Below are 19514 nucleotides of genomic sequence, written 5' to 3' on the forward strand. Positions count from 1 at the left end.
GGTTCGCCGGGTTTTTTTGTTTCCGGGTGAAAAATGAATAAAAGGGAGGTCATAATTGTAGGAGGTGGTATCGCCGGCCTAACTGCAGGGATCCATCTTGCCGACAGGGGGGTGGAGGTACTTCTTTTTGAAAAGGAGAGTTTTCCGCAGCATAAGGTATGTGGGGAATATCTTTCCAGGGAAGTATTGCCTTATTTTGATGAACTGGAAATTCCTTTATTGGAGGCAGGCCCAAAAAAAATCTCCCGGTTAATTTACAGTACAAAAAAAGGTAATTTTCTTGAAACCTCTTTGGAGCCGGGCGGCCTTGGGATAAGCAGGTATGCACTTGATGAATTGTTGTACAGGACCGCGCTTGAAAGAGGAGTGGAGGTGAAGCAGGAGAAAGTGAAAGACATACATTTTGGGGAAGGTCATTTTAGTGTGGAAACCTCTTCTGATTCGTACCAGTCGAAGCATGTATTAGGAGCTTTTGGAAAAAGATCGAACCTGGATAAGGAACTGAACCGTGAGTTCTTCAAAAACCCGGCCCCGTGGGTGGGTATTAAAAGCCATTATTATCTTCCCGATTTCCCTGATGATCTGGTTGGACTACATAATTTCAAGGGTGGATATTGCGGCTTGTCCAAAACCGAAACCGGAGCGGTCAACGTTTGTTTCCTGGCAACCTATAAAAGTTTTAAGGATTATAAGAATCCGCAGGTTTTCACTGAAAAAGAACTTCGGAAAAACCCTTTTTTGAATACCTTCTTTACCGAAGCGACTCCGTTGTTTGAACAGCCCTTAAGCATTGCCCAGATCTCCTTTAGTTCAAAAGAAATAGTGAAGGATCACATCCTGATGGTTGGCGACTCTGCAGGCTTGATCCATCCACTTTGTGGAAACGGGATGGCCATGGCAGTGCAAGGAGCAAAAATCGCATCAGAAGTTTTGCTTTCAGCATTTAATAAGGCTTATGCCGGCAGGGAACAAATGGAAACCGATTACAGGAAAAAGTGGGAGAAGGAATTCCGTAGCCGTTTAAATACCGGCAAATGGCTTCAGAAGATCCTTTTAAAAGAGAACCTGGCAGAAGTTTCCCAGGCACTCCTTTCTAAAATGCCATTTTTGCTCCCAGAAATAATTAAAAGAACCCATGGAAGAGCGATAGGATGAAAAATATTGATACCCGCAAACGAAGTACCCGCCATGAGATCATGGACGATTTTGACCTTCAGGGACCTGAATTGGAGAAGACCCTGAAAGATCTTGACAAAGTTAATAAATGGCTGGGAGGCAACAAATTGACTCTTGAAGGGATAGAGCAGGTACTTGAAAATTATACATTAGAACGACCTGTAAAAATAGTAGATGTTGGCTGCGGAAATGGGAGCGTATTGATGGAAGTTGCGCAATTGGGAAGAAGAAAAAAAATTCCCATGGAACTTGTGGGGATAGATGGTAATCGACACACTATTGCAATTGCACAACGGTTAAATGAATATCCTGAAATAAGCTTCCAAAGCACAGATGTCTTTTCCCGTAATTTCAAAAATGAGGAAGCAGACATATTTTTATGTACCTTAACCTTGCATCACTTTAAAGATGATGAAATAGAGGACCTTTTAAGGATATTCGTAAAGAACAGTTCTATGGGCGTAGTCATCAATGACCTCCACAGGAGCCGGATAGCTTATTATCTTTTTGAAGCATTTTGTGCGGTCTTCATTAAAAATGAAATTGCAAGAAGGGATGGTCTAATATCAATTTTAAGGGGATTTAAGGAAGATGAACTGGAATGGTTCGGGAGGAACTTAAAGGTAAGGGCCCAGAAAATTAAATGGAAATGGGCTTTTCGCTACCAGTGGATATTGTTCAAATAAATTTTTATGAGTGTAAAGGTTACAACAGTTGCGACAGAGTTACCCGAATTTTCCCGAAAAACCACAGAGGTTATCCCATTTGTTGAGACCTGGCTTGAAAGCCAGGAGGAAAGGTTCCGTCGCAAGGTCATTAAGATTTTCGAGAGTGCCGCGGTAGATAAACGTTATTCGATCATGGATCCTGCGGAAGTTTTTACGGCTACCTCATTTGAAGACAAGAACAATATTTATTGCCGCGAAGTTAAAAAATTAGGTTCCCGGGTCCTTCAAAAGGCCCTTACAAATGCTGGATGGGAAGCTGATTCCCTTGACTATATCATTACGGTAAGTTGTACCGGCATCATGATCCCTTCTCTGGATGCCTATCTCATAAACGAGCTGGAAATGAGACAGGATGTAGTACGCCTGCCGGTTACCGAAATGGGATGTGCTGCAGGGATCTCAGGTATGATCTATGCCGGGAATTTTCTGAAGGCTGAAAAAGGGAAACGTGCGGCAGTGGTGGCAGTTGAAAGTCCCACCGCGACTTTACAGCTGGATGACTTCTCGATGGCAAACATGGTAAGTGCGGCAATATTCGGAGATGGAGCAGCCTGTGTTTTACTTTCTTCAGAAGATGAGGCCGAAGGTCCCGAGATCATTGGAAACGGAATGTATCATTTCTTTGATACTACCTATCTCATGGGATTCGACCTGACTAACCATGGGCTAAAAATGATACTTGACCCTGAAGTTCCCGGTGCAATAGCCAGGCATTTTACAAACATCATTTATCCTTTTCTGGAAAAATACAACAGCAGCATTGAACAGGTAGACCATCTTATCTTCCATCCCGGTGGAAAAAAGATCGTGCAGGTGGTTGAAGATCTTTTTGGTAACTTAGGAAAGGATATTGAGGACACTAAGGAAGTATTGAGGTTGTATGGAAATATGAGCAGTGCAACAGTACTTTATGTCTTAAAGAGATTTATGGATAAACCGCTTTCCCCGGGAGAGCAGGGACTCATGTTAAGTTTTGGCCCCGGTTTTTCGGCACAAAAAATACTCTTACAATGGTAAAAGAATTCGAAGACAAAGATTATTGGGCCCTGATCCTGGGTGGAAGTAGTGGCCTTGGTTTTGCATCTGCAAAAAAACTTGCCGCACATGGCATGAACATTATCATTATCCATCGCGACCGCAGAGATGACCTTCCCGAGATAAAAGAATCGTTTGGAGAGATCAAAAAACTGGGGGTGGCCATCCATACTTTCAATGTAGATGCCACACGGCGTGAGAAAAGGGAGGAAATGGCAGAGGAGATCAAAACAATTCTGGGAGAGAATGGCAAAATAAGGACCCTGCTGCATAGCATTTCCAAAGGGAATCTAAAATCCATGTTGGGAGAGGAACCAACGTTAAAGAATGATGATTTCCAGCAAACTATAGATGCAATGGCCATTAGCCTTTACGACTGGACAAAGATCATCTTCAACAGCGGACTTTTTGCCAAAGATGCCCGAATTCTTTCTTTTACCAGCGAAGGAAACACCAAGGCCTGGAAAAATTACGCTGCAGTTTCTGCCGCAAAGGTGGCTTTGGAAGCAATAACCCGAAGTATTGCCCTGGAATTTGCCCCAAAAGGGATCAGGGCCAACTGTATTCAGGCTGGGGTGACAGTTACCCGGTCTTTCCAGATGATCCCGGGTTATGAAACTTTAAGGGAACACGCGGTGAAAAGAAATCCATTTAAACGGCTTACTACCCCTGCAGATGTAGCGAATTCGGTTTATCTGCTAAGTAAGGATGAAGCTAGCTGGATCACCGGCACTGTGATCCCGGTTAATGGAGGCGAACATCTAAAATGAAAATTTTTAATTGATCCTGAACAGAAGTAAATCCACAAAATGATAAAAAAATGACTATTCCCACCCGTAGAATCAGACTATGGAAAGAAATGAGATCATAAAATATCTTCCGTATTCCTACCCGTTTTTATTTGTAGATGAATTAGAAGAGATCAATGAAGACGGAGTTAAGGGAAATTACACCTTTGCTGAAAGTTCCTTTTTCTATCAGGGACATTTTAAGGATAATCCCGTAACACCCGGAGTAATCCTCACCGAATGTATGGCTCAGATAGGGGTTGTAAGCCTGGGTATTTATTTACTTCGGAATAAAGATCTTTCCAGGTTAAAAGTAGCGCTTAGCAATATTGATATTGATTTTTATATACCTGTTTTACCCGGTCAAAAAGTGATGGTGAATTCCCAAAAGGAATATTTTAGGTTTCAGAAGTTAAAATGCAAGGTAGAGATGCGTAATAAAGAAGGTAAACTGGTATGCAGGGGAGAGATCTCCGGGATGATCATAGAAGATGAATAGGAGGGTAGTAATAACGGGAATGGGGGTGGTAGCTCCCAATGCGGTAGGTCTAAAGAACTTTGAGCAGGCTATCAGGAAAGGGGTAAGCGGTATCAGGTTCATCCCCAAACTGGAAGAACTTCAATTTAGCTGTCAGATAGCCGGGCAGCCGGAAATTTCTCCCGAAATGTTACAGGATTATTTCACACCCCTTGAACTGCGCGGACTCAACAGCAGCGGGATCGTCTATGGGGTCATCGCCGGAACAGATGCCTGGAAAGATGCAGGTCTGGCTTTCGAAGAGGATGAAGGAACACGGTGGGATACTGGGATCATTTTTGGAACGGGAATTCTTGGAGTGGATAAATTCAGGGAGGCCATTCATTTGATAGATGAAGGCAAAACCCGGAGGTTAGGCAGTACCAGCGTGGTACAAACCATGGCCAGCGGTATAAGCGCCTATCTAAACAGTAAATTGCATTGTGGGAATATGGTTAGCACCAACTCCTCTGCCTGCACTACCGGTACAGAGGCCATTTTGATGGCTTATGACAGGATAAGAACGGGCCAGGCCAGGAGAATGCTGGCAGGAAGTTGTGGTGACAGCGGTCCTTATATATGGGGCGGGTTCGACGCAATGAGGATACTTCCGCAGAAATACAATAACAAACCAACCTCAGGATCACGCCCTATGAGTGCAACCGCATCTGGGTTTGTACCGGGAAGTGGGGCCGGGGCACTGCTCCTTGAAGATCTGGATTCTGCTTTAGAAAGAGGTGCTAAGATCTATGCCGAAGTTTTGGGTGGCCACATTAACAGCGGTGGTCAAATAAATGGAGGCAGTATGACCGCACCAAACCCTGAAGGAGTTAAAAGATGCATTTCACATGCTCTTGAAGATGCAGGGGTGATCGCCAGAGAGATAGACACTATAAATGGTCATTTAACAGCCACAGGAATGGATACCGCAGAGATCTGCAACTGGAGTAAGACTTTAGGACTTTCAGGTAAAGATTTTCCTTATGTAAACAGTCTGAAAGGTATGACAGGTCATTGTTTAAGCGCGTCTGGAAGTATTGAGAGCGTAGCATCTGTCCTGCAGATCACCAATAACTTTATTTTTGGAAATGTGAATTCTGAAGACCTTCACCCTGGGATCGAAAGTGTGATAGACAGGGAAAAGGTCCCTGTGGATACCATTGAGAAAAAGGTCAACACCGTGGTAAAAGCGAGTTTTGGATTCGGGGATGTGAATGCTGTAGTGGTGTTCAGAGGAATGTCAAAATCTGGTTAAAGGCATAAGCAGTAAAAGGAAAAAACAATACCTTAAGAACTATAACAAATTGTAAAGGAATGGAAACGAAGGAAATAGTTTACTGCTTAAAAAAGATCGTGGAACCGTATGTTCAAAATGATCCTGCATTTCAGAGTTTTAACCTGCAGACAGATTTTATTAAGGACCTGGAGATAAATTCTGCTAACCTGGTGGATATTGTACTTGATGTGGAAGATGAATTTAATATCGCCATTGATAATGACTCCATGGATAATATGATGACTGTACAGGATGCAGTGGCGATCATAAGAAACAAGCAAACAGCGGCATGATTGGTAATGATGTGGTAGACCTGCAGGTGGCTGCATTGCAAAGCAACTGGAGGAGGAAAGGCTTTCTTGAAAAGGTATTCACCCCTTCAGAACAAGCTATAATAAAATCTACTTCCCGGCAAGACTTAATGGTATGGTTGCTCTGGAGTATGAAAGAGGCCGCTTATAAAGCCCATCAGCGCAGAATTTCCCTTCCGCGCAGACTCAACTGGAAAGTTCAGCAATGTAACATTCTTTCTATGGATCACCGGGCCGCTTCAGGCGAAGTAAAGATTGGAAATCTCACCTATTTCACCACATCAGAAATACTTGAGTCTTATATACATACTTCAGCGGGAACAAGTTATTATCCGGCTCTGAAAAGATCTGTTTTTGAAGCTCCTTCAAAAACAGCAAAAAACCGGCTTCTTATGGAAATTGCAAATCATTTTTCAATTCCTTCCGAAGAACTTGAGATTGGAAAAAATACTCAGGGAGTGCCTGTTATACTTCAAAAGAACCATATTGTCTTCACCCATTTTTCATTGAGTTCTCATGGAAAATTTTCAGCCTTTACCTCGTCGTTAATAAACTGCTAAATGCCAGTTAAACACTCCTAAATGACTTGCTCCAATTTTAGTGGGGTTGTATATTTAATTTCACTCAAAAACAAAACTCCATGAAGGAAGTAGATAAAAAGGAAGTAATAAGCAGCCAGTCGGCTGAGTTTATTCAACAGGCAGAGGAAGGAAAGTTTTTAAAACTTGTTTCTGACACCTTTATCATTAAAACCGCAGACGGTACCCAGGGTTATGCGATAAGACATTTGAATATGAAAGACATGCTTCTTATTGATACAACGGGAAAAGGAGCAAAAGACGCCGTAAAACATCTGGTAGAGGAAGGGTATAAGATCAAAGGTATTATTGTTACCCATAAGGATGCCCTTCGCAATTCTTACGATTCCTTAAAGACCATTTCTGAAGATGCCGGCGGTGCACCCATTTTCAGTCATCCCGTTAATAATACAGATTCCTCCTTCGAGGTAAAAGACATTAATTCCAAAAACAAGGTTTTTGAACATTTCTCTGTTACGGTAGACGATTTCCCATCAGCTTCAGGAGAGAGTGCGGTAGTTCATTCTGAGATCAACGAAGGAATGGTTTTCGCCGGAAACAGTGCACAAGGGGCACCTTATGATCAAGAAGGGGATGAATTGATAAGACCTGATATTGGCAGTGAGAACAAAAATCTAAGTCTTGCCGAAAGTTGGAGAACCTACATTAAAGATTTCATGTATTTTTTCCCATATAAAGGCAAGCCTAAATTTAATATTCCGGAAGGGAGCTCAACAGATATTATTCAGAAACTGGGAAATGCTAACTCCCGCGGTGGACAAAACCCAAATCTTTAGAAGATTAAAGTAAAAATTAAGCTTCCAGGCCGCCGGAAAAAAATTTTCTGCTTTTTTTGCGGTTTATATTAATTGCTTTGAAAAAGAAGATCAGGACTATTCCTGAAGTGGTTTCACGTTAATCTCGATTTTTTGCATTCTGCAAGGATCCAAAAAGTTCCGGTTAGCGTAACAGAAATCAATTCTCGGGTAGTCCTTTTTTATTCTATTTCTTTTTCCGCCTTTTTCACCTTCTCTTTTCTTTCTTCTTTTTTCCCGCCTGAAGGTCCATCTTCGTCATCCTGTTCTACCAATGGATGATCTGTCATACGAAAACCAACGATCTGGATAACATTTGCAATAGTACCGTACAACATGGTTATCACTGCGATAAAACCGCCACCAAGAAGGGCTGCCATAGCAAGACTTATATAGTAAATGATCGAGAACCAGGAGGAGGGAAGTTGATCTGACTCTGTTATGGGGAGGTTTAGGAGCAGGAATGCAATGACTGCCGCAATTATTAAAACGGTATCTGCCTTGGCTACGATCAATACATGCTCATAATGAGAATGGGTGAGTTTAGACTTTGCGGCCCGGCTAAGGCTTATTAAGGTTAACATCAATGCCAGAATGGTTGAGGAACCAAGGATCACCGTGTTGCACAGCATATTGATCCCGTTAAGGGAGCTGGATAACAATTCTTTTGCCTGGTAGCCCGATACCTCCCCCAAAATATATGTACCGGCACCCATAATTACAGTAGAAACAGCTCCACCAAAGATGGCACGTTTTACAATATCGTTCATGAAAGTTTATATTTTTACAAACTTTCTCAAATTAAAGAATCAAAATTTAATTCCTTCTAAGATATTGTTAAACAGCAGAAGCAGAAATTCTATACCGGATTTTCTTCGGAAGGAGAGGTTTGGTTCATTTTTATTTTCCGGTTTCTCTTTCTTCTTTTAGAGCCATCTACTTTCTGGTTAATAATTGTCCTGATAGTGTGGTATATCATCGTAATGACCGAAATAAACCCACCTGCAATGATTGAGGCGACTCCCAGGATAACATAATAGATCTTCAGGTAATGGGAGTCAGCTACTCCTCTAATTCGGGTAAAGGGAATATTAAGCAATAACAGGACAGTCACTGCAGAGATAATGAGTAGCGTTGAAAAACGGGCTATATTCAGTAAGAGATGGTAATGTCTCAATCTTAATTTGGTAACCCTCGGAATAGGAACGCTCAATAGGTGAAGGATGATCACCAGAATATATATTGTCCCTATCACTACAACGTAACAAAGAGATATTATACCAGATACAGAAGTTTCCAGCAGTTCTTTGGCTTGTATTCCAGTTATTTCCCCAAAAGTAAAGATGGATATACCCATCGCAACAGCGAATACAAAACCACCCATAATAGGACGTCGTACACTTAAATGCATTTCTCCAATTTTAAGAAACTCACTGAATTGACCTATTAAATTAATTGATTTTGAGGGAATTATCGTTTTACAGGTGTTAAAAATTCAGAAGCAGAATATTAAAAAATTCATAGGTGTATATACCCGGATAATCCCCCTAAGCATAAGAGACAAATTAGTACTCTGCAAGAAATAATTTTTAAATTTCTGAGGTCATTTTAATGGTCGTGACTTCCATCCCGGCTTCTTGAATAAAAGCAGCGACCTTTTCAAGAATTTGGGGATCAGTAGAGGAGAGGCCAATAACTTCGGCAGAATCGGTTTTGTCTTTTTGGCCGGTTAGATGAAAGACCACGAATTTATCAGGTCTGCCCAGGGCTCTGGACAGCTCTTCAGGATCAAGGCTGGTTGTAGTTGTGGCAAAAAGGGCATTTTGAGGGGCGGTTTGACGAAGCTGGTTATATATTTTCTTTTTTACTCCCAGGTCTTCGGTTACCGCTTCAATAACCAACTGAGCATTTCCTACAGCTTCGGTAAGGTCCATGGAGTATGCTATATGGGCCATTGCGGCTTCAACATTTTCGCTTGTAGTATTGAACTGTTCCAAATATCGATCACCCATTTCCCTGAATTTGGTCCGTGCTTCTTCCAGGAGTCCGTAATCCCGGTCATATACCGTAACGTCCACCTTGTTAAAGGCGAGATGGAAGGCTATCCTGGCTCCAAAGGAGCCGGTGCCGAAGACGGTTATCTTTTTAAATATCATAGCAGCTTTTTATATCAAGATCAGATTTTATTGGTGTACTGCTTGTGAACATAATCCTAAATTTCACGACCTGGCTCAAGAATTATAACCGCTTTAACCTTAAAGAATGAAATTTCACATTTAATTTTATAACCATCTTATTAAATCCATAATAGGTTAAAACCCTGGACGGTATGAAACTGATTTTCAATTTATAAGATCAATTAAAACCCGGTAGGGAATATGATGTTGACGTAAATTTTTGTAAATTAATGTGGTGATCATTTTTATGGAAAAATGGTCTTAAAAAGAACTTCCTATGAAAGCAACAAATAATCGAAGTGGTAATGTGGTGTTTCAGGATCATTTAAGGATTTTCCTGGTTCTTATGATCCTGGGGATATTTTTGGGCTGCGCAGGAGGTAAGGAAATTGAAAGTGCAGAAGAACTTCAGAAATATGAGGACCTGAGGGAAAAGATCATCAGTCGGGAATTTGAAATTGAAAGTGATTGGGCCATGCCTCAGTCGGGTAACAGGGTTAATTTACTTGGTAACGCTAATTTCATAAGATTTAAAGGGGACAGCGTAAATTTGTTCCTGCCATATTTCGGAGTACGACATTATGGAGGAGGATTTGGCACTGAGGGTGGTATTACCTATGAGGGTCTTGCAGAAGATCTCCGGATTGAAGAAAACAAAAGGAGAAGTAGAATTGAACTTAGGTTTAAAGGTGAAAGTGGCAGCGAAGACCTGACTTTCTATATCACATTATTTCCAAACGGAAATGCGAATACCTCAGTGACCAGTTCACAACGGAGTTCTATTTCTTACCAGGGAAAACTTAGGGAACCTAAAGGATCCCGTACAGATTAAAAAGTACTTGTATAACCGGTAGGGTAACCTAATATAATGGTGAGATAGGAGTTGTGGCATTTCTGTGTCTCCTTTCTTATATTTCCTATTTTACATAATATAAATTATAGTGCAAAAGTATATATTGAGAATATTACCTGATTAGGCTTAATTTGTTCCTGAGGGCTATTTCTTTATGAATTGCCCAATCTTATTCAGAAATCATTTTTTTAGCACTATTCAATCTACCCCTATATCAAACCTATAATGTTACAAAATTATTTAGAACGTCGGGGGTTTAGATCCATTATTCTCCCTGAATAGTATAAACACGACAAAAATCATTTTTCGTGTGCAGAAATAATCTTAATTTAATTCTTTGAGCATGATCTGGTTTTCGCAACTTTATTTTTTATAAAATGATTTTCACACTTGCAATATCTGAGACCAGGATTCCTTTTCGAAAGAATATCTGGCTTCTCAGCTTTTCCTTGATATTCCTGCTCGTATGGATCAATTCCCTGGTTGGCACAACAGATATTTACAACTGGATGTTGGAAAATGCACTATCCTTTCTTTTCCTGATTTTTCTGATTTCTACTTATAAGAAGCACCAGTTCAGCGATCTGAGTTATTTTCTTATATGTATTTACCTGTGCCTGCATGTGTATGGATCGAAATATACCTATGCTGAAAATCCATTCGGTTACTGGCTTATGGATGTCTTTGATACTTCAAGGAATCATTATGACCGTATTGTTCACTTTGGCTTCGGTTTTCTTCTTGCGTATCCCATGCGGGAAATGTTCCTCAAATGGCTTAACTTTCCCAATTGGGTTGCATGGGTGCTTCCCATTGAGATCACTCTTTCCATTAGCGCCTTCTATGAACTCATTGAATGGGCAGTTGCCGATCTTTTCTTTAGTGATCTGGGAGATGCCTACCTTGGTACTCAGGGCGACATCTGGGATGCTCAAAAGGATGTTTTTCTTGCTTTTTTAGGAGCCATTGTTGCTACCAGTCTGGTTTCTGTAATCAAAAAGACCTTCAATAATTCTGAGACCTGATTAATTTTAAGCAGCTTTCCCCCTACTCTTCTATCCCTTATCTACGTGAAGATCACCACGGAATAAAAATGATTTATTCAACAAGCATGATGTTTATCATGGGAAAGATGCCTTATAAATAATAGATTTAATATTCAGCTTAAATTAAATAAGAGATGAGACGTCTACTTATAACCATAGTTGCCATTTTACTCCCATGGCTATCATTTACACAGGTCATAAAGGACCTGGAGCTTATTGGCCCCGAAAACGAAGGGTATATTCCTGTATATAAGAATCAGCAATGGGGATTTATCAATACCAATGGAGACCTGGTGGTAGATTTCCGGAAGGACCTGTTTTCCAATAAGGAAGTGACCCGGGAAACAGATTTAGGTATTGCCTCCCAAAAATATCCGGCAATTTATGATGATCGAGGCATTATAAGAAAGACCATTAATAAAATACCTTATTATGGCTTTATTGATACCACAGGGAAGGTTGTGATCGAACCCGAATTTCTCAATGTTTCCCCTTTTCGAAATGGATATGCTCTGGCCCTTAAAATTGAAGAAAAATTTATAGGTCGTAATGACCTGCTCGATATCAAGATCAAATCTTATGCTTATGATGTGGTGTTGATCGATAAGAATGGTGACGTAATGCAATATCTTGCAGGTCCGTTCCCTGTAGGTGTTTCAAGGGAAAAGTTAAGGACTGCTCCTAAAATAGAGGCTAAATACCTTAGTGATGATTTAATAGGTGTACGTACTCCCGAAAAAAAATGGGAAGTCATTAAATTAGATCCTTCAGGAATTTAGGCAAACTAAATCTTTCATGTTTTTAAAATATCCCTAACGATCTTCAGGTGGTGTTCTGTATGGATCACTACAAAACGTATTGCCTCTTTCTTTTTGAGATGACTAAAATATGGATGGTCAAAATAAGCTTTTTGGGGCAAGGAATCCATTTTCTCCACATGATGACGTGCAAGGGAGATCTGTAATTCAAGATCTTCGATGTTGAGATTATCAGGCGGTAGAACTACTGAAGGCGACCGGGCCTTTCCTCGGGGAATTTTTCCGGACAGGAATACCAGGCTTTTTCTGAAACTGAATTTTTTCTGATATTTCATCTGGTCCGATTCCTCCATGGCTGAGACCGTTTTGATAATGACCCTGAGACTATGATCTATGTGCCAGGCTACCGGAGCAGCAGAAACAGCAGGAGAGAATTCATCCAGAAGGGGTACATATTTTTCTATTTCCAATAGTTGTTCTCCAATAGTTACCGTACCAATTCCCATATGAGTAATTAATTTTGATTGCGTAAGATACTATATAGGGTTCAGAATGAATAATAAAATTAAGCCCCTAAAGCTTTTAGAGGCTTAATTATTTATTTAACCAATTCCTTTTTATTCACCAGTTCATTCTGGATGTTTGGTGGAACGGGCTGATAGGAAGAAAATGCCGTGGTAAAAGTGGCCCTTCCCTTGGTGAGTGAACGTAATTCCGTAGAAAATCCATAAAGTGCTGCTTCAGGAGCAATACATTTAAGGATCTGGTAATTTTCTGCACTTTCAACGCCCTGAATGATCGAACGGCGAGTCTGAAGCTCGGTCATGACATTCCCTACCATATCCTCAGGTACTTTGACGGTCAACTCCATAGCAGGCTCCAGTAATTTTGGATTTGCATTAAGAAACGCTTCTTTAAAAGCATGAGCTCCGGCAATTTTGAAAGAGATATCATTAGAGTCGACCGAGTGCATTTTACCGTCGTAGACCATCACCCTGACATCCCTGATATAGGAACCGGTAAGTGGCCCATTCTCCATCACTTCGAGTATTCCTTTCATAATGGAAGGCAGGTAACGCTGGTCTATAACCCCACCCACAATACAGTTGTAAAAAACGAGTTTGCCACCCCATGGCAGGTCAACTTCCTCTTTTCCGCGGATGTTGAAACCATCAGGCTCCTCCATTCCTTCCTGCCAGGGCTCTATTTTCATATGTACCTCTGCGAACTGACCTGACCCACCAGATTGTTTTTTGTGGCGGTAGTTAGAAGCTGAAGATCTTTGAATGGTTTCCCTGAAAGCTATCTTTGGGTTCTCAAAGCGTGCTTCAACCCCATAAATATTCTTCAGGATCCAGTCAATGGTAGACAGGTGAAGTTCGCCCTGGCAGGAAAGGATAAGCTGCCGGGTCTCGTTCGAAAAAGAAACCTCTACAGTGGGATCCTGACTTCGGATCTTCTTAAGCGATTCACTGAGTTTCTCTTCATCTTTTGTATTTACCGCAAATACTGCTCTTCTTATACGTGGCGGAGGATAAAGAGTGGGTTTGAGGGTAACTTCGTTTGAAGGATCGCAAAGTGTATCATTCGTCTCAGTATATTTAAGTTTTAATGTTGCACCAATATCACCGGTAGTTAATTTCTGCACAGCATGTCGCTCTTTTCCATCCATAATGAACAGCTGGTTCAGTACCTCAATCTCCCCGTTCCTGGGATTCAGTAACTTATCGTTCACTTTGACCTCCCCTCTTTTCACCTTGAAGAAGGTGATCTGACCCAGGTTGGGCTGGTGTACAGTCTTAAAAACAAAGAGTGCTGCGGGAGCATCCTTTTCGGGAGAAATGATCTGACCTCCCAGACTCTGCTCAGGATTAAGATCTGAGGCTGCCGGGGCCACATTATCAATAAAGCCCATTAACCTTCCGCTTCCCATATCATTGAGGGCAGACATGCAAAAGACCGGGAAAAGGTCGTAATTCAACATTCCTGCTTTTATTCCCTTTCGCATTTCATCTTCATTAAGACTTCCTTTTTCGAAATACAGCTCCATTAATTCTTCGTCATTTTCGGCTGCCTTCTCTACTAATTCGTTATGCAGGGCTATGGCTGTTACCTTCTGATCATCAGGGATCTCAAGTTTTTGAGGCTTCCCTCCTTCCGGAGAAAATTTATACATCTTCATCTTCAGTACATCTATGATACATTGAGCCCCTTCCCTCACAAGAGGATATTGGATCTTTACCGCATTATTACCCACAAGGTTCTTTATCGTTTTAAAGCTGTTTTCAAAGTTAAGACCCGGGTGATCTATCTGGTTAATGACAAAAAGTGTGGGTTTATGGTACTTGTCTATATAATTCCAAATGATCTCGGTTCCTACTTCCACCCCGTGCTGGCCATTTAGCACAGTCACGACGGTATCTGCCACCCTTATAGAGGAGATTAATTCACCAATAAAGTCATCGAGACCCGGGGTATCAATGATATTGATCTTATAATTTCGCCATTCTGTATGCAGGGGCGTTGCAAAAACTGAATTTCCTTTTTCATGTTCGATGTCGTGATAATCTGAAACGGTGTTCTTCGTTTCTACCGTTCCCCGCCTGTTGAGGAGTCCGGCCTCAAAAAGCATTGTTTCAGCCAGGGTTGTCTTTCCGGAGTTATGAGCGCCTACAAAAACGACGTTCTTGATGTGTTTGTCGTCATAAATTTTCATTGGAGTGAAGTTTTAATTGCACATTTGATGAGAGATAAGCAGCAAAAGCCTGGAAAGGAAATTTGGGAAAAAGAAGCTAAAGAAAACATTCAAAGAGGTTTTTGCGCCTCTTAAATTTAGCGATTTTCAATAAAAAACTGAAGATATTTCAGCCCATATTTTAATGATTTGTCTAAAAATTCATCAAAATATGAGCAGCGTCATAAATTCTCCTGTTTGAGGAGATCATGAACTTATTTTTAAACTGTCGATGGATAAAGTGTAACTTTTTCAAAAAAAACCAGTCTTACTATAAATCAAGTATTTCAAAATGAAGAAAATAATTTACACACTGGTGGCATCTGTCCTGTTGATTAGTTGCAAAACCACGAAAGAAACAATTTCCGAAGAGAAGACGGTGGTTACTTCCCTTGACCTCATAAATATTCAGAATGACCGGGTAATGGTCTCTATTGATCCCCCCTCTTTCAGTACAGATCAAGTAGGTTTTTACCTGCCCAAAACAGTTCCCGGCACCTACTCTACTTCAGATTTCGGACAATACGCAGATGATATCAAAGCCTATGATCATGAAGGGAATGAGCTGGAAGTCGTCAAACTCGACGATAACAGCTGGAGCATCGCCAATGCAAAAGAGCTCGACAAGGTAACTTACTGGGTGAATGATACATTTGACGTAAAAGGAGAAGGAGGAATTTATTCCATGGCTGGCACAAACATTCTTGAAGATCAGAATTTCCTGCTCAACCTTCATGGTTTTGTGGGTTATTTTGATAACCTGAAAGAGGAAAAATATAGACTGGAGATAAAAAGGCCTACCACCCTCATTCCCGGCAGCGCCCTTGATGTTAACCAAACAATTGCCTCGGAAGAAGCAGATTTCACTACAGATGTTTTTTTACTTGACCGGTATTTCGAAGTGGTAGATAATCCTATCATGTATGCCACACCAGATACCACCGGATTCATGGTTGAGGATATGAAAGTCCTTTTGAATGTTTATTCCCCCAATAAAGTTCATTCAGCTGAAACCATTAAACCAAATATGGAGAGAATGGTCACTGCCCAGAAGAAATTTTTAGGGGAGATCGACAATACAGATAAGTATGCGATCCTGCTTTATCTTTCGGCCACACCGGGGGACAATGATGCCGGAAATTTCGGTGCTCTTGAACATCACACTTCAACAGTTGTGGTTTTGCCAGAGTCTATGGATGAACAGTCCCTGAACCAGACCATGACAGACATCGTAGCCCATGAGTTTTTTCACATTATCACACCTTTGAACATTCATAGTAAGGAGATCCATTATTTTGATTACAACGATCCAAAAATGTCTAAACATTTATGGCTTTATGAAGGAGTGACAGAGTATTTCGCCAACCTGTTCCAGGTGAACCAGGGGTTGATCAATGAGCAGGAATTCTATGACAGGATAAATGAAAAGATTACTGTTGCGAGCAATTTTGATGATACCATGCCTTTCACAGTAATGAGCGAAAATATTCTGGAAGATAAATATAAAGACAGCTATTATAACGTGTATCAAAAAGGTGCTTTAATAGGAATGGCTTTGGATATTCGTCTGCGGGAATTGAGTGAAGGGAAAATGGGAATCCTCGACCTTATGAAAAAGCTTACCACCAAATATGGTAAAGACAGGCCTTTTAACGATGATGAATTGATATCAGATATCGTAGATCTTACTTATCCCGAAATACAGGAATTTTTTGATCTATATGTTGCGGGCTCTACTCCTATCCCCTATTCAGATTTCTTCGAAAAAGTGGGACTTGAGTTAAAAGAGGACAGGATACCTGTAGGATATTTCCTAAAAGATCAATCTACTCCTTATATTACCGTAAATGAATCAGGAATCATCCTTGTAAGGAATGATATTGAGCTAAATTCATTTATGAGGGAGCTGGGAATGCAGGGAGATGATGTCATAAAAAGCATCAATGGAACTGAATACAGCGTTCAAAACGTATATGACCTTGTGACTACCTCAATGAAATGGAAAGAGGGTGAAAAGGTCTCTGTTGTGGTTGTAAGAGATAATGAAGAGATCACCCTGGAAGGGATTCTGGCACAACCCACTGCAATGGGAGTGCGGCTTTCTGAGAAACCTGATGCAGATACCCAACAGAAAGAACTGAGACATGCATGGCTTAAATCATAATTTGTAAAAATACAGGTACAAAAAAAAGCGGTGAAGATCTCACCGCTTTTTTTCGTACTGCCCGCAGGCAGCAAATATTTGAAACTATATGTTTAAAGCTTTTTAACCCTTACGGCATTCATTCCTTTCTGGCCGCGCTCAAGTTCAAAGGTAACTTTATCGTTCTCCTCGATCTCATCAATGAGCCCGCTTACGTGAACAAAATACTTTTCCTGGGTTTGACTGTCAAGGATAAAACCGAAACCTTTGGAATGATCAAAGAATGAAACTTTTCCTTCTTTTCCAAAGTTGTTGTCTTCCTCTTCTGAATCTTCTTTCTTTGGAATCCCTATTTCAATACTTTCGGCATCCACTTCAACTTTCTTCGAGGGATCTGGCGGGGTATCTGAAAGATTTCCAAATTGATCGACGTAAGCAAATTCGGAAGCTGTTTCTCCACTTGCTTTACGCTCCTCTTTCTTCTTTTTCTTTTCCTCGCGCTTCTTTAACTTCTTTTTTTCCTTTTCAGTTTTGTTGTATGTCTGCTGTGATTTAGCCATTCGGTTCTTTTGTTCGTTTTAATGAATATATAAAAAAATTTGCTGAAATACCAAACACCTTATTGGAAATATGACCCGGAAAGAGAGTATGCCTAAAAATTTATTCAGTAAATGCAATGCGGACAAAGTTAAGATTTCTTTTCCATGTTTTTATGCATGGAAGAAATATTTAAGAACTTAATTAATATTCTTTTTCAGATCCCGGCGGAAAGGTGTTCATAAAAAGAGCTGTTATGGGCAGATCTTTTAATTTGATATAGGGGATCATTCCTTTTCCACAGCGTAAGCATCCAGGGGTTCCTCGAAGGCGATAAATAGCACGCACGGTCCTTTGTCTCCACACCTGGCCTTGTGAGGTTTAGCGGCCGGTCCATAGGCGTAAGATCCTTTGGTAAGGAGTTGTGTTTCCTCTCCCTCATAGGTAACCTCCATCTCCCCTGCAACCAGGATCATCCTTTCTGCCGAAGTATGCCAGTGCTCAGGAATATCTGAATTAGGCTCTACCTTGAAAAAGACATCTACATTATTTTTCGTTGGATCTCCATGCAGGATAGCTATATTACAACCGGCGGGCATGAAATCAGGGCAAGGGCCCCATTCAAGGGCACTGTCCTCCCATGAGCTCGTCTTTGACAGCTCTGTAATTTCTGTATCCTGGGCAATTAGAGGAAACGTAATAAATGTCAGTAATAAAACCAGCCAATGGTTTCGGTACGGTGGTGAGATCTTCTTTTTCATAGCGCTGCTTTTTTATAGTTATTCATAAAAATTTCTCCTTCAAAAATGCATTCTAATACGTTTAATTTCAGCCTTTTGAATTTACGTATATATCTTCGGAAAATATTGGTTTGCAAATTTTATTTCTTAACCGGCACCATATAAACAGGAATGGTAGTCTTTTCCAAAACCTTTTGGGCTACAGTACCCATTAGAAGTTTCTCAAGTTTTGAATGACTGTGGGTTCCCATCACGATCATATCTGCACCCCATTCCCCGGCATATTCAAGAAGGACATCGGCAGTTTCCCCTTCTGCCAAATGGGTTGTGACTTTGGGATCATTCAGATGTTCTGCTGCTTTTTGAAGGAATTCTTTAGCCACATTCCTCATTTCCAGCGCCATGTCAAGATCGGGGCCTAGATTTGTATACCCGTCATACCCCATAAAGGTGGGGAATTGGGTTCCGTAGTAAGCAACATCGGCCAGGACATGTATCAGGCAAATCTCGGCATCCAGTTTGTTTGCCAGTTCATAACCTGCATGGGCCACTTGTTCAGATACCGGATGGTAATCAATTGCGATCAAAACTTTTTTCATAAAGGTTGGTTTTCCATCTAATTTACAAAAAAAGATAGTAACAGAGATTTCTCTCAAAGGAGAGATATCATCTATAAATCAGTGCATTACATAACGAAAAAATGACCGACATCATTTAAAGATCCATAATTTCATCGTATATTAAGGGAAAGAATTTTAAAGACAGGGAACCATGAAAACTACAAGAGAATCTGTCCACGAAGACAGCCACAAGAAGCTGGTAAATGCTTTACAAGAACTTCTCGAGAAGAATTATGATTCCGAGAAAGCCTACAAGACTGCTATGGAGCGCACTGAAAATGCTCATTTGAAGAACTTTTTCAAAACCCAGGCAGCTAAAAAAAATCATAACGCTACCCAAATTGACAGGCATATACATTCCCTTAATGAAAAGCCTAAAGAAAGTGGAAGCGCACTGGGGACTATTCACAGGACCTGGATAAACCTTAGATCTTCCATTGGAGGTAATAAGGATAAAGTTTTGTTGGAAGAATGCATGAGGGGGGAAAAGAACAGTATCAGGGAATATGAGGAAAAGCTGAAGAAAAACCGTTTCCCGAATAAGATCGAGGGAGAATTACACGAACACCTGGAAGAAATGAGAACTACTCATACAAGTGTGAAATCTATTGATGATCTGAAATAGGTATTTCTTTTGTATTGCTTTTTAGAGACTTTCTGAACCCGGGTATTGTCTGTAAAC

The 19514-nt window shown here is 40.7% G+C and carries 22 protein-coding genes; 14 read left to right on the forward strand and 8 right to left on the reverse strand.

The features are described 5' to 3' along the window. Nucleotides 1-33 precede the first annotated feature (33 nt). The 9 genes from ACFSTG_RS11905 to ACFSTG_RS11945 all read left to right on the forward strand — a co-directional run bounded on the left by ACFSTG_RS11905 (nt 34) and on the right by ACFSTG_RS11945 (nt 7206). Nucleotides 34-1155: an NAD(P)/FAD-dependent oxidoreductase gene (locus ACFSTG_RS11905; RefSeq protein ID WP_380753006.1), complete on the forward strand. Its 1122-nt coding sequence runs from the start codon at nt 34-36 to the stop codon at nt 1153-1155. Further along, nucleotides 1152-1862 (forward strand): methyltransferase domain-containing protein, encoded by a 711-nt coding sequence (locus ACFSTG_RS11910; RefSeq protein ID WP_380753009.1) that lies wholly within the window; start codon nt 1152-1154, stop codon nt 1860-1862. The genes ACFSTG_RS11905 and ACFSTG_RS11910 overlap by 4 nt, the downstream gene beginning before the upstream one ends. A gap of 6 nt (nt 1863-1868) precedes the next feature. Beyond that, the gene (locus tag ACFSTG_RS11915; RefSeq protein ID WP_380753012.1) at nt 1869-2921 is read left to right on the forward strand and encodes a type III polyketide synthase; all 1053 of its coding nucleotides are present in this window, start codon (nt 1869-1871) and stop codon (nt 2919-2921) included. After that, nucleotides 2915-3709, forward strand: coding sequence for an enoyl-ACP reductase FabI (locus tag ACFSTG_RS11920; RefSeq protein ID WP_380753015.1), 795 nt, complete (start codon nt 2915-2917; stop codon nt 3707-3709). The genes ACFSTG_RS11915 and ACFSTG_RS11920 overlap by 7 nt, the downstream gene beginning before the upstream one ends. 79 nt (nt 3710-3788) lie before the next feature. Next, a complete protein-coding gene (locus ACFSTG_RS11925; protein ID WP_380753018.1) occupies nt 3789-4226 on the forward strand; it encodes a 3-hydroxyacyl-ACP dehydratase FabZ family protein in 438 nt (145 codons plus the stop codon). Then, the gene (locus ACFSTG_RS11930) at nt 4219-5499 is read left to right on the forward strand and encodes a beta-ketoacyl-[acyl-carrier-protein] synthase family protein (protein ID WP_380753021.1); all 1281 of its coding nucleotides are present in this window, start codon (nt 4219-4221) and stop codon (nt 5497-5499) included. The genes ACFSTG_RS11925 and ACFSTG_RS11930 overlap by 8 nt, the downstream gene beginning before the upstream one ends. Nucleotides 5500-5558: 59 nt before the next feature. Beyond that, the gene (locus ACFSTG_RS11935) at nt 5559-5813 is read left to right on the forward strand and encodes an acyl carrier protein (RefSeq protein ID WP_380753024.1); all 255 of its coding nucleotides are present in this window, start codon (nt 5559-5561) and stop codon (nt 5811-5813) included. Continuing rightward, on the forward strand, nt 5810-6391 hold the full coding sequence (locus ACFSTG_RS11940) for a 4'-phosphopantetheinyl transferase family protein (protein WP_380753027.1): 582 nt from the start codon (nt 5810-5812) through the stop codon (nt 6389-6391). The genes ACFSTG_RS11935 and ACFSTG_RS11940 overlap by 4 nt, the downstream gene beginning before the upstream one ends. 80 nt (nt 6392-6471) lie before the next feature. Further along, on the forward strand, nt 6472-7206 hold the full coding sequence (locus ACFSTG_RS11945) for a hypothetical protein (RefSeq protein WP_380753029.1): 735 nt from the start codon (nt 6472-6474) through the stop codon (nt 7204-7206). A gap of 200 nt (nt 7207-7406) precedes the next feature. Here ACFSTG_RS11945 and ACFSTG_RS11950 read toward each other — a convergent pair whose 3' ends face one another. From ACFSTG_RS11950 to ACFSTG_RS11960, 3 genes are all read right to left on the reverse strand, one after another. Beyond that, nucleotides 7407-7994 carry a hypothetical protein gene (locus tag ACFSTG_RS11950; RefSeq protein ID WP_380753032.1) on the reverse strand — a complete coding sequence of 196 codons (588 nt, stop codon included), beginning with the start codon at nt 7992-7994 and terminating at the stop codon, nt 7407-7409. 89 nt (nt 7995-8083) lie between these two features. Beyond that, nucleotides 8084-8635: a hypothetical protein gene (locus tag ACFSTG_RS11955; RefSeq protein ID WP_380753035.1), complete on the reverse strand. Its 552-nt coding sequence runs from the start codon at nt 8633-8635 to the stop codon at nt 8084-8086. 178 nt (nt 8636-8813) lie between these two features. Beyond that, nucleotides 8814-9380, reverse strand: a complete 567-nt coding sequence (locus ACFSTG_RS11960) for a 3-hydroxyacyl-CoA dehydrogenase NAD-binding domain-containing protein (protein WP_380753037.1) — start codon at nt 9378-9380, stop codon at nt 8814-8816. Nucleotides 9381-9678: 298 nt separating this feature from the next. On the opposite strand from ACFSTG_RS11960, the gene ACFSTG_RS11965 reads away from it, so the two are divergent. The 3 genes from ACFSTG_RS11965 (at nt 9679) to ACFSTG_RS11975 (ending at nt 12079) form a co-directional block, all read left to right on the forward strand. Continuing rightward, nucleotides 9679-10233 carry a DUF4251 domain-containing protein gene (locus tag ACFSTG_RS11965; protein ID WP_380753040.1) on the forward strand — a complete coding sequence of 185 codons (555 nt, stop codon included), beginning with the start codon at nt 9679-9681 and terminating at the stop codon, nt 10231-10233. A gap of 398 nt (nt 10234-10631) precedes the next feature. Further along, nucleotides 10632-11279, forward strand: coding sequence for a DUF2238 domain-containing protein (locus tag ACFSTG_RS11970; protein ID WP_380753042.1), 648 nt, complete (start codon nt 10632-10634; stop codon nt 11277-11279). A 155-nt stretch (nt 11280-11434) separates the two neighbouring features. Next, entirely contained in the window at nt 11435-12079 is a 645-nt protein-coding gene (locus ACFSTG_RS11975) for a WG repeat-containing protein (RefSeq protein WP_380753044.1), read from the forward strand. A 14-nt stretch (nt 12080-12093) separates the two neighbouring features. Here the strand turns inward: ACFSTG_RS11975 and ACFSTG_RS11980 are convergent, their stop codons facing one another. Both ACFSTG_RS11980 and ACFSTG_RS11985 read right to left on the reverse strand, forming a co-directional pair. After that, complete coding sequence (locus ACFSTG_RS11980) at nt 12094-12564, reverse strand: hypothetical protein (RefSeq protein WP_380753047.1); 471 nt, start codon at nt 12562-12564, stop codon at nt 12094-12096. A gap of 92 nt (nt 12565-12656) precedes the next feature. After that, nucleotides 12657-14774: an elongation factor G gene (locus tag ACFSTG_RS11985; protein ID WP_380753050.1), complete on the reverse strand. Its 2118-nt coding sequence runs from the start codon at nt 14772-14774 to the stop codon at nt 12657-12659. A gap of 310 nt (nt 14775-15084) precedes the next feature. Between ACFSTG_RS11985 and ACFSTG_RS11990 the strand changes: the two genes are divergently transcribed. Beyond that, complete coding sequence (locus ACFSTG_RS11990; RefSeq protein ID WP_380753053.1) at nt 15085-16956, forward strand: M61 family metallopeptidase; 1872 nt, start codon at nt 15085-15087, stop codon at nt 16954-16956. 92 nt (nt 16957-17048) lie between these two features. Here the strand turns inward: ACFSTG_RS11990 and ACFSTG_RS11995 are convergent, their stop codons facing one another. From ACFSTG_RS11995 to ACFSTG_RS12005, 3 genes are all read right to left on the reverse strand, one after another. After that, nucleotides 17049-17495 (reverse strand): cold-shock protein, encoded by a 447-nt coding sequence (locus tag ACFSTG_RS11995; protein ID WP_380753056.1) that lies wholly within the window; start codon nt 17493-17495, stop codon nt 17049-17051. A 264-nt stretch (nt 17496-17759) separates the two neighbouring features. Further along, nucleotides 17760-18233 (reverse strand): cupin domain-containing protein, encoded by a 474-nt coding sequence (locus tag ACFSTG_RS12000; protein WP_380753059.1) that lies wholly within the window; start codon nt 18231-18233, stop codon nt 17760-17762. A 119-nt stretch (nt 18234-18352) separates the two neighbouring features. Then, nucleotides 18353-18811 carry a universal stress protein gene (locus ACFSTG_RS12005; RefSeq protein ID WP_380753061.1) on the reverse strand — a complete coding sequence of 153 codons (459 nt, stop codon included), beginning with the start codon at nt 18809-18811 and terminating at the stop codon, nt 18353-18355. Between the two features lie 172 nt (nt 18812-18983). Between ACFSTG_RS12005 and ACFSTG_RS12010 the strand changes: the two genes are divergently transcribed. Then, complete coding sequence (locus ACFSTG_RS12010; RefSeq protein ID WP_380753064.1) at nt 18984-19457, forward strand: ferritin-like domain-containing protein; 474 nt, start codon at nt 18984-18986, stop codon at nt 19455-19457. Nucleotides 19458-19514: the final 57 nt, after the last annotated feature.

The sequence above is a fragment of the Salinimicrobium flavum genome (assembly GCF_042684505.1).
In the GTDB taxonomy this organism is placed as follows: domain Bacteria; phylum Bacteroidota; class Bacteroidia; order Flavobacteriales; family Flavobacteriaceae; genus Salinimicrobium; species Salinimicrobium flavum.

What these genes read in the sequence shown, in the direction of transcription:
- ACFSTG_RS11905 (WP_380753006.1), top strand. Translation starts at nt 34, where the DNA reads ATGAATAAAAGGGAGGTCATAATTGTAGGAGGTGGTATCGCCGGCCTA.
- ACFSTG_RS11910 (WP_380753009.1), top strand. Translation starts at nt 1,152, where the DNA reads ATGAAAAATATTGATACCCGCAAACGAAGTACCCGCCATGAGATCATG.
- ACFSTG_RS11915 (WP_380753012.1), top strand. Translation starts at nt 1,869, where the DNA reads ATGAGTGTAAAGGTTACAACAGTTGCGACAGAGTTACCCGAATTTTCC.
- ACFSTG_RS11920 (WP_380753015.1), top strand. Translation starts at nt 2,915, where the DNA reads ATGGTAAAAGAATTCGAAGACAAAGATTATTGGGCCCTGATCCTGGGT.
- ACFSTG_RS11925 (WP_380753018.1), top strand. Translation starts at nt 3,789, where the DNA reads ATGGAAAGAAATGAGATCATAAAATATCTTCCGTATTCCTACCCGTTT.
- ACFSTG_RS11930 (WP_380753021.1), top strand. Translation starts at nt 4,219, where the DNA reads ATGAATAGGAGGGTAGTAATAACGGGAATGGGGGTGGTAGCTCCCAAT.
- ACFSTG_RS11935 (WP_380753024.1), top strand. Translation starts at nt 5,559, where the DNA reads ATGGAAACGAAGGAAATAGTTTACTGCTTAAAAAAGATCGTGGAACCG.
- ACFSTG_RS11940 (WP_380753027.1), top strand. Translation starts at nt 5,810, where the DNA reads ATGATTGGTAATGATGTGGTAGACCTGCAGGTGGCTGCATTGCAAAGC.
- ACFSTG_RS11945 (WP_380753029.1), top strand. Translation starts at nt 6,472, where the DNA reads ATGAAGGAAGTAGATAAAAAGGAAGTAATAAGCAGCCAGTCGGCTGAG.
- ACFSTG_RS11950 (WP_380753032.1), bottom strand. Translation starts at nt 7,994, where the DNA reads ATGAACGATATTGTAAAACGTGCCATCTTTGGTGGAGCTGTTTCTACT.
- ACFSTG_RS11955 (WP_380753035.1), bottom strand. Translation starts at nt 8,635, where the DNA reads ATGCATTTAAGTGTACGACGTCCTATTATGGGTGGTTTTGTATTCGCT.
- ACFSTG_RS11960 (WP_380753037.1), bottom strand. Translation starts at nt 9,380, where the DNA reads ATGATATTTAAAAAGATAACCGTCTTCGGCACCGGCTCCTTTGGAGCC.
- ACFSTG_RS11965 (WP_380753040.1), top strand. Translation starts at nt 9,679, where the DNA reads ATGAAAGCAACAAATAATCGAAGTGGTAATGTGGTGTTTCAGGATCAT.
- ACFSTG_RS11970 (WP_380753042.1), top strand. Translation starts at nt 10,632, where the DNA reads ATGATTTTCACACTTGCAATATCTGAGACCAGGATTCCTTTTCGAAAG.
- ACFSTG_RS11975 (WP_380753044.1), top strand. Translation starts at nt 11,435, where the DNA reads ATGAGACGTCTACTTATAACCATAGTTGCCATTTTACTCCCATGGCTA.
- ACFSTG_RS11980 (WP_380753047.1), bottom strand. Translation starts at nt 12,564, where the DNA reads ATGGGAATTGGTACGGTAACTATTGGAGAACAACTATTGGAAATAGAA.
- ACFSTG_RS11985 (WP_380753050.1), bottom strand. Translation starts at nt 14,774, where the DNA reads ATGAAAATTTATGACGACAAACACATCAAGAACGTCGTTTTTGTAGGC.
- ACFSTG_RS11990 (WP_380753053.1), top strand. Translation starts at nt 15,085, where the DNA reads ATGAAGAAAATAATTTACACACTGGTGGCATCTGTCCTGTTGATTAGT.
- ACFSTG_RS11995 (WP_380753056.1), bottom strand. Translation starts at nt 17,495, where the DNA reads ATGGCTAAATCACAGCAGACATACAACAAAACTGAAAAGGAAAAAAAG.
- ACFSTG_RS12000 (WP_380753059.1), bottom strand. Translation starts at nt 18,233, where the DNA reads ATGAAAAAGAAGATCTCACCACCGTACCGAAACCATTGGCTGGTTTTA.
- ACFSTG_RS12005 (WP_380753061.1), bottom strand. Translation starts at nt 18,811, where the DNA reads ATGAAAAAAGTTTTGATCGCAATTGATTACCATCCGGTATCTGAACAA.
- ACFSTG_RS12010 (WP_380753064.1), top strand. Translation starts at nt 18,984, where the DNA reads ATGAAAACTACAAGAGAATCTGTCCACGAAGACAGCCACAAGAAGCTG.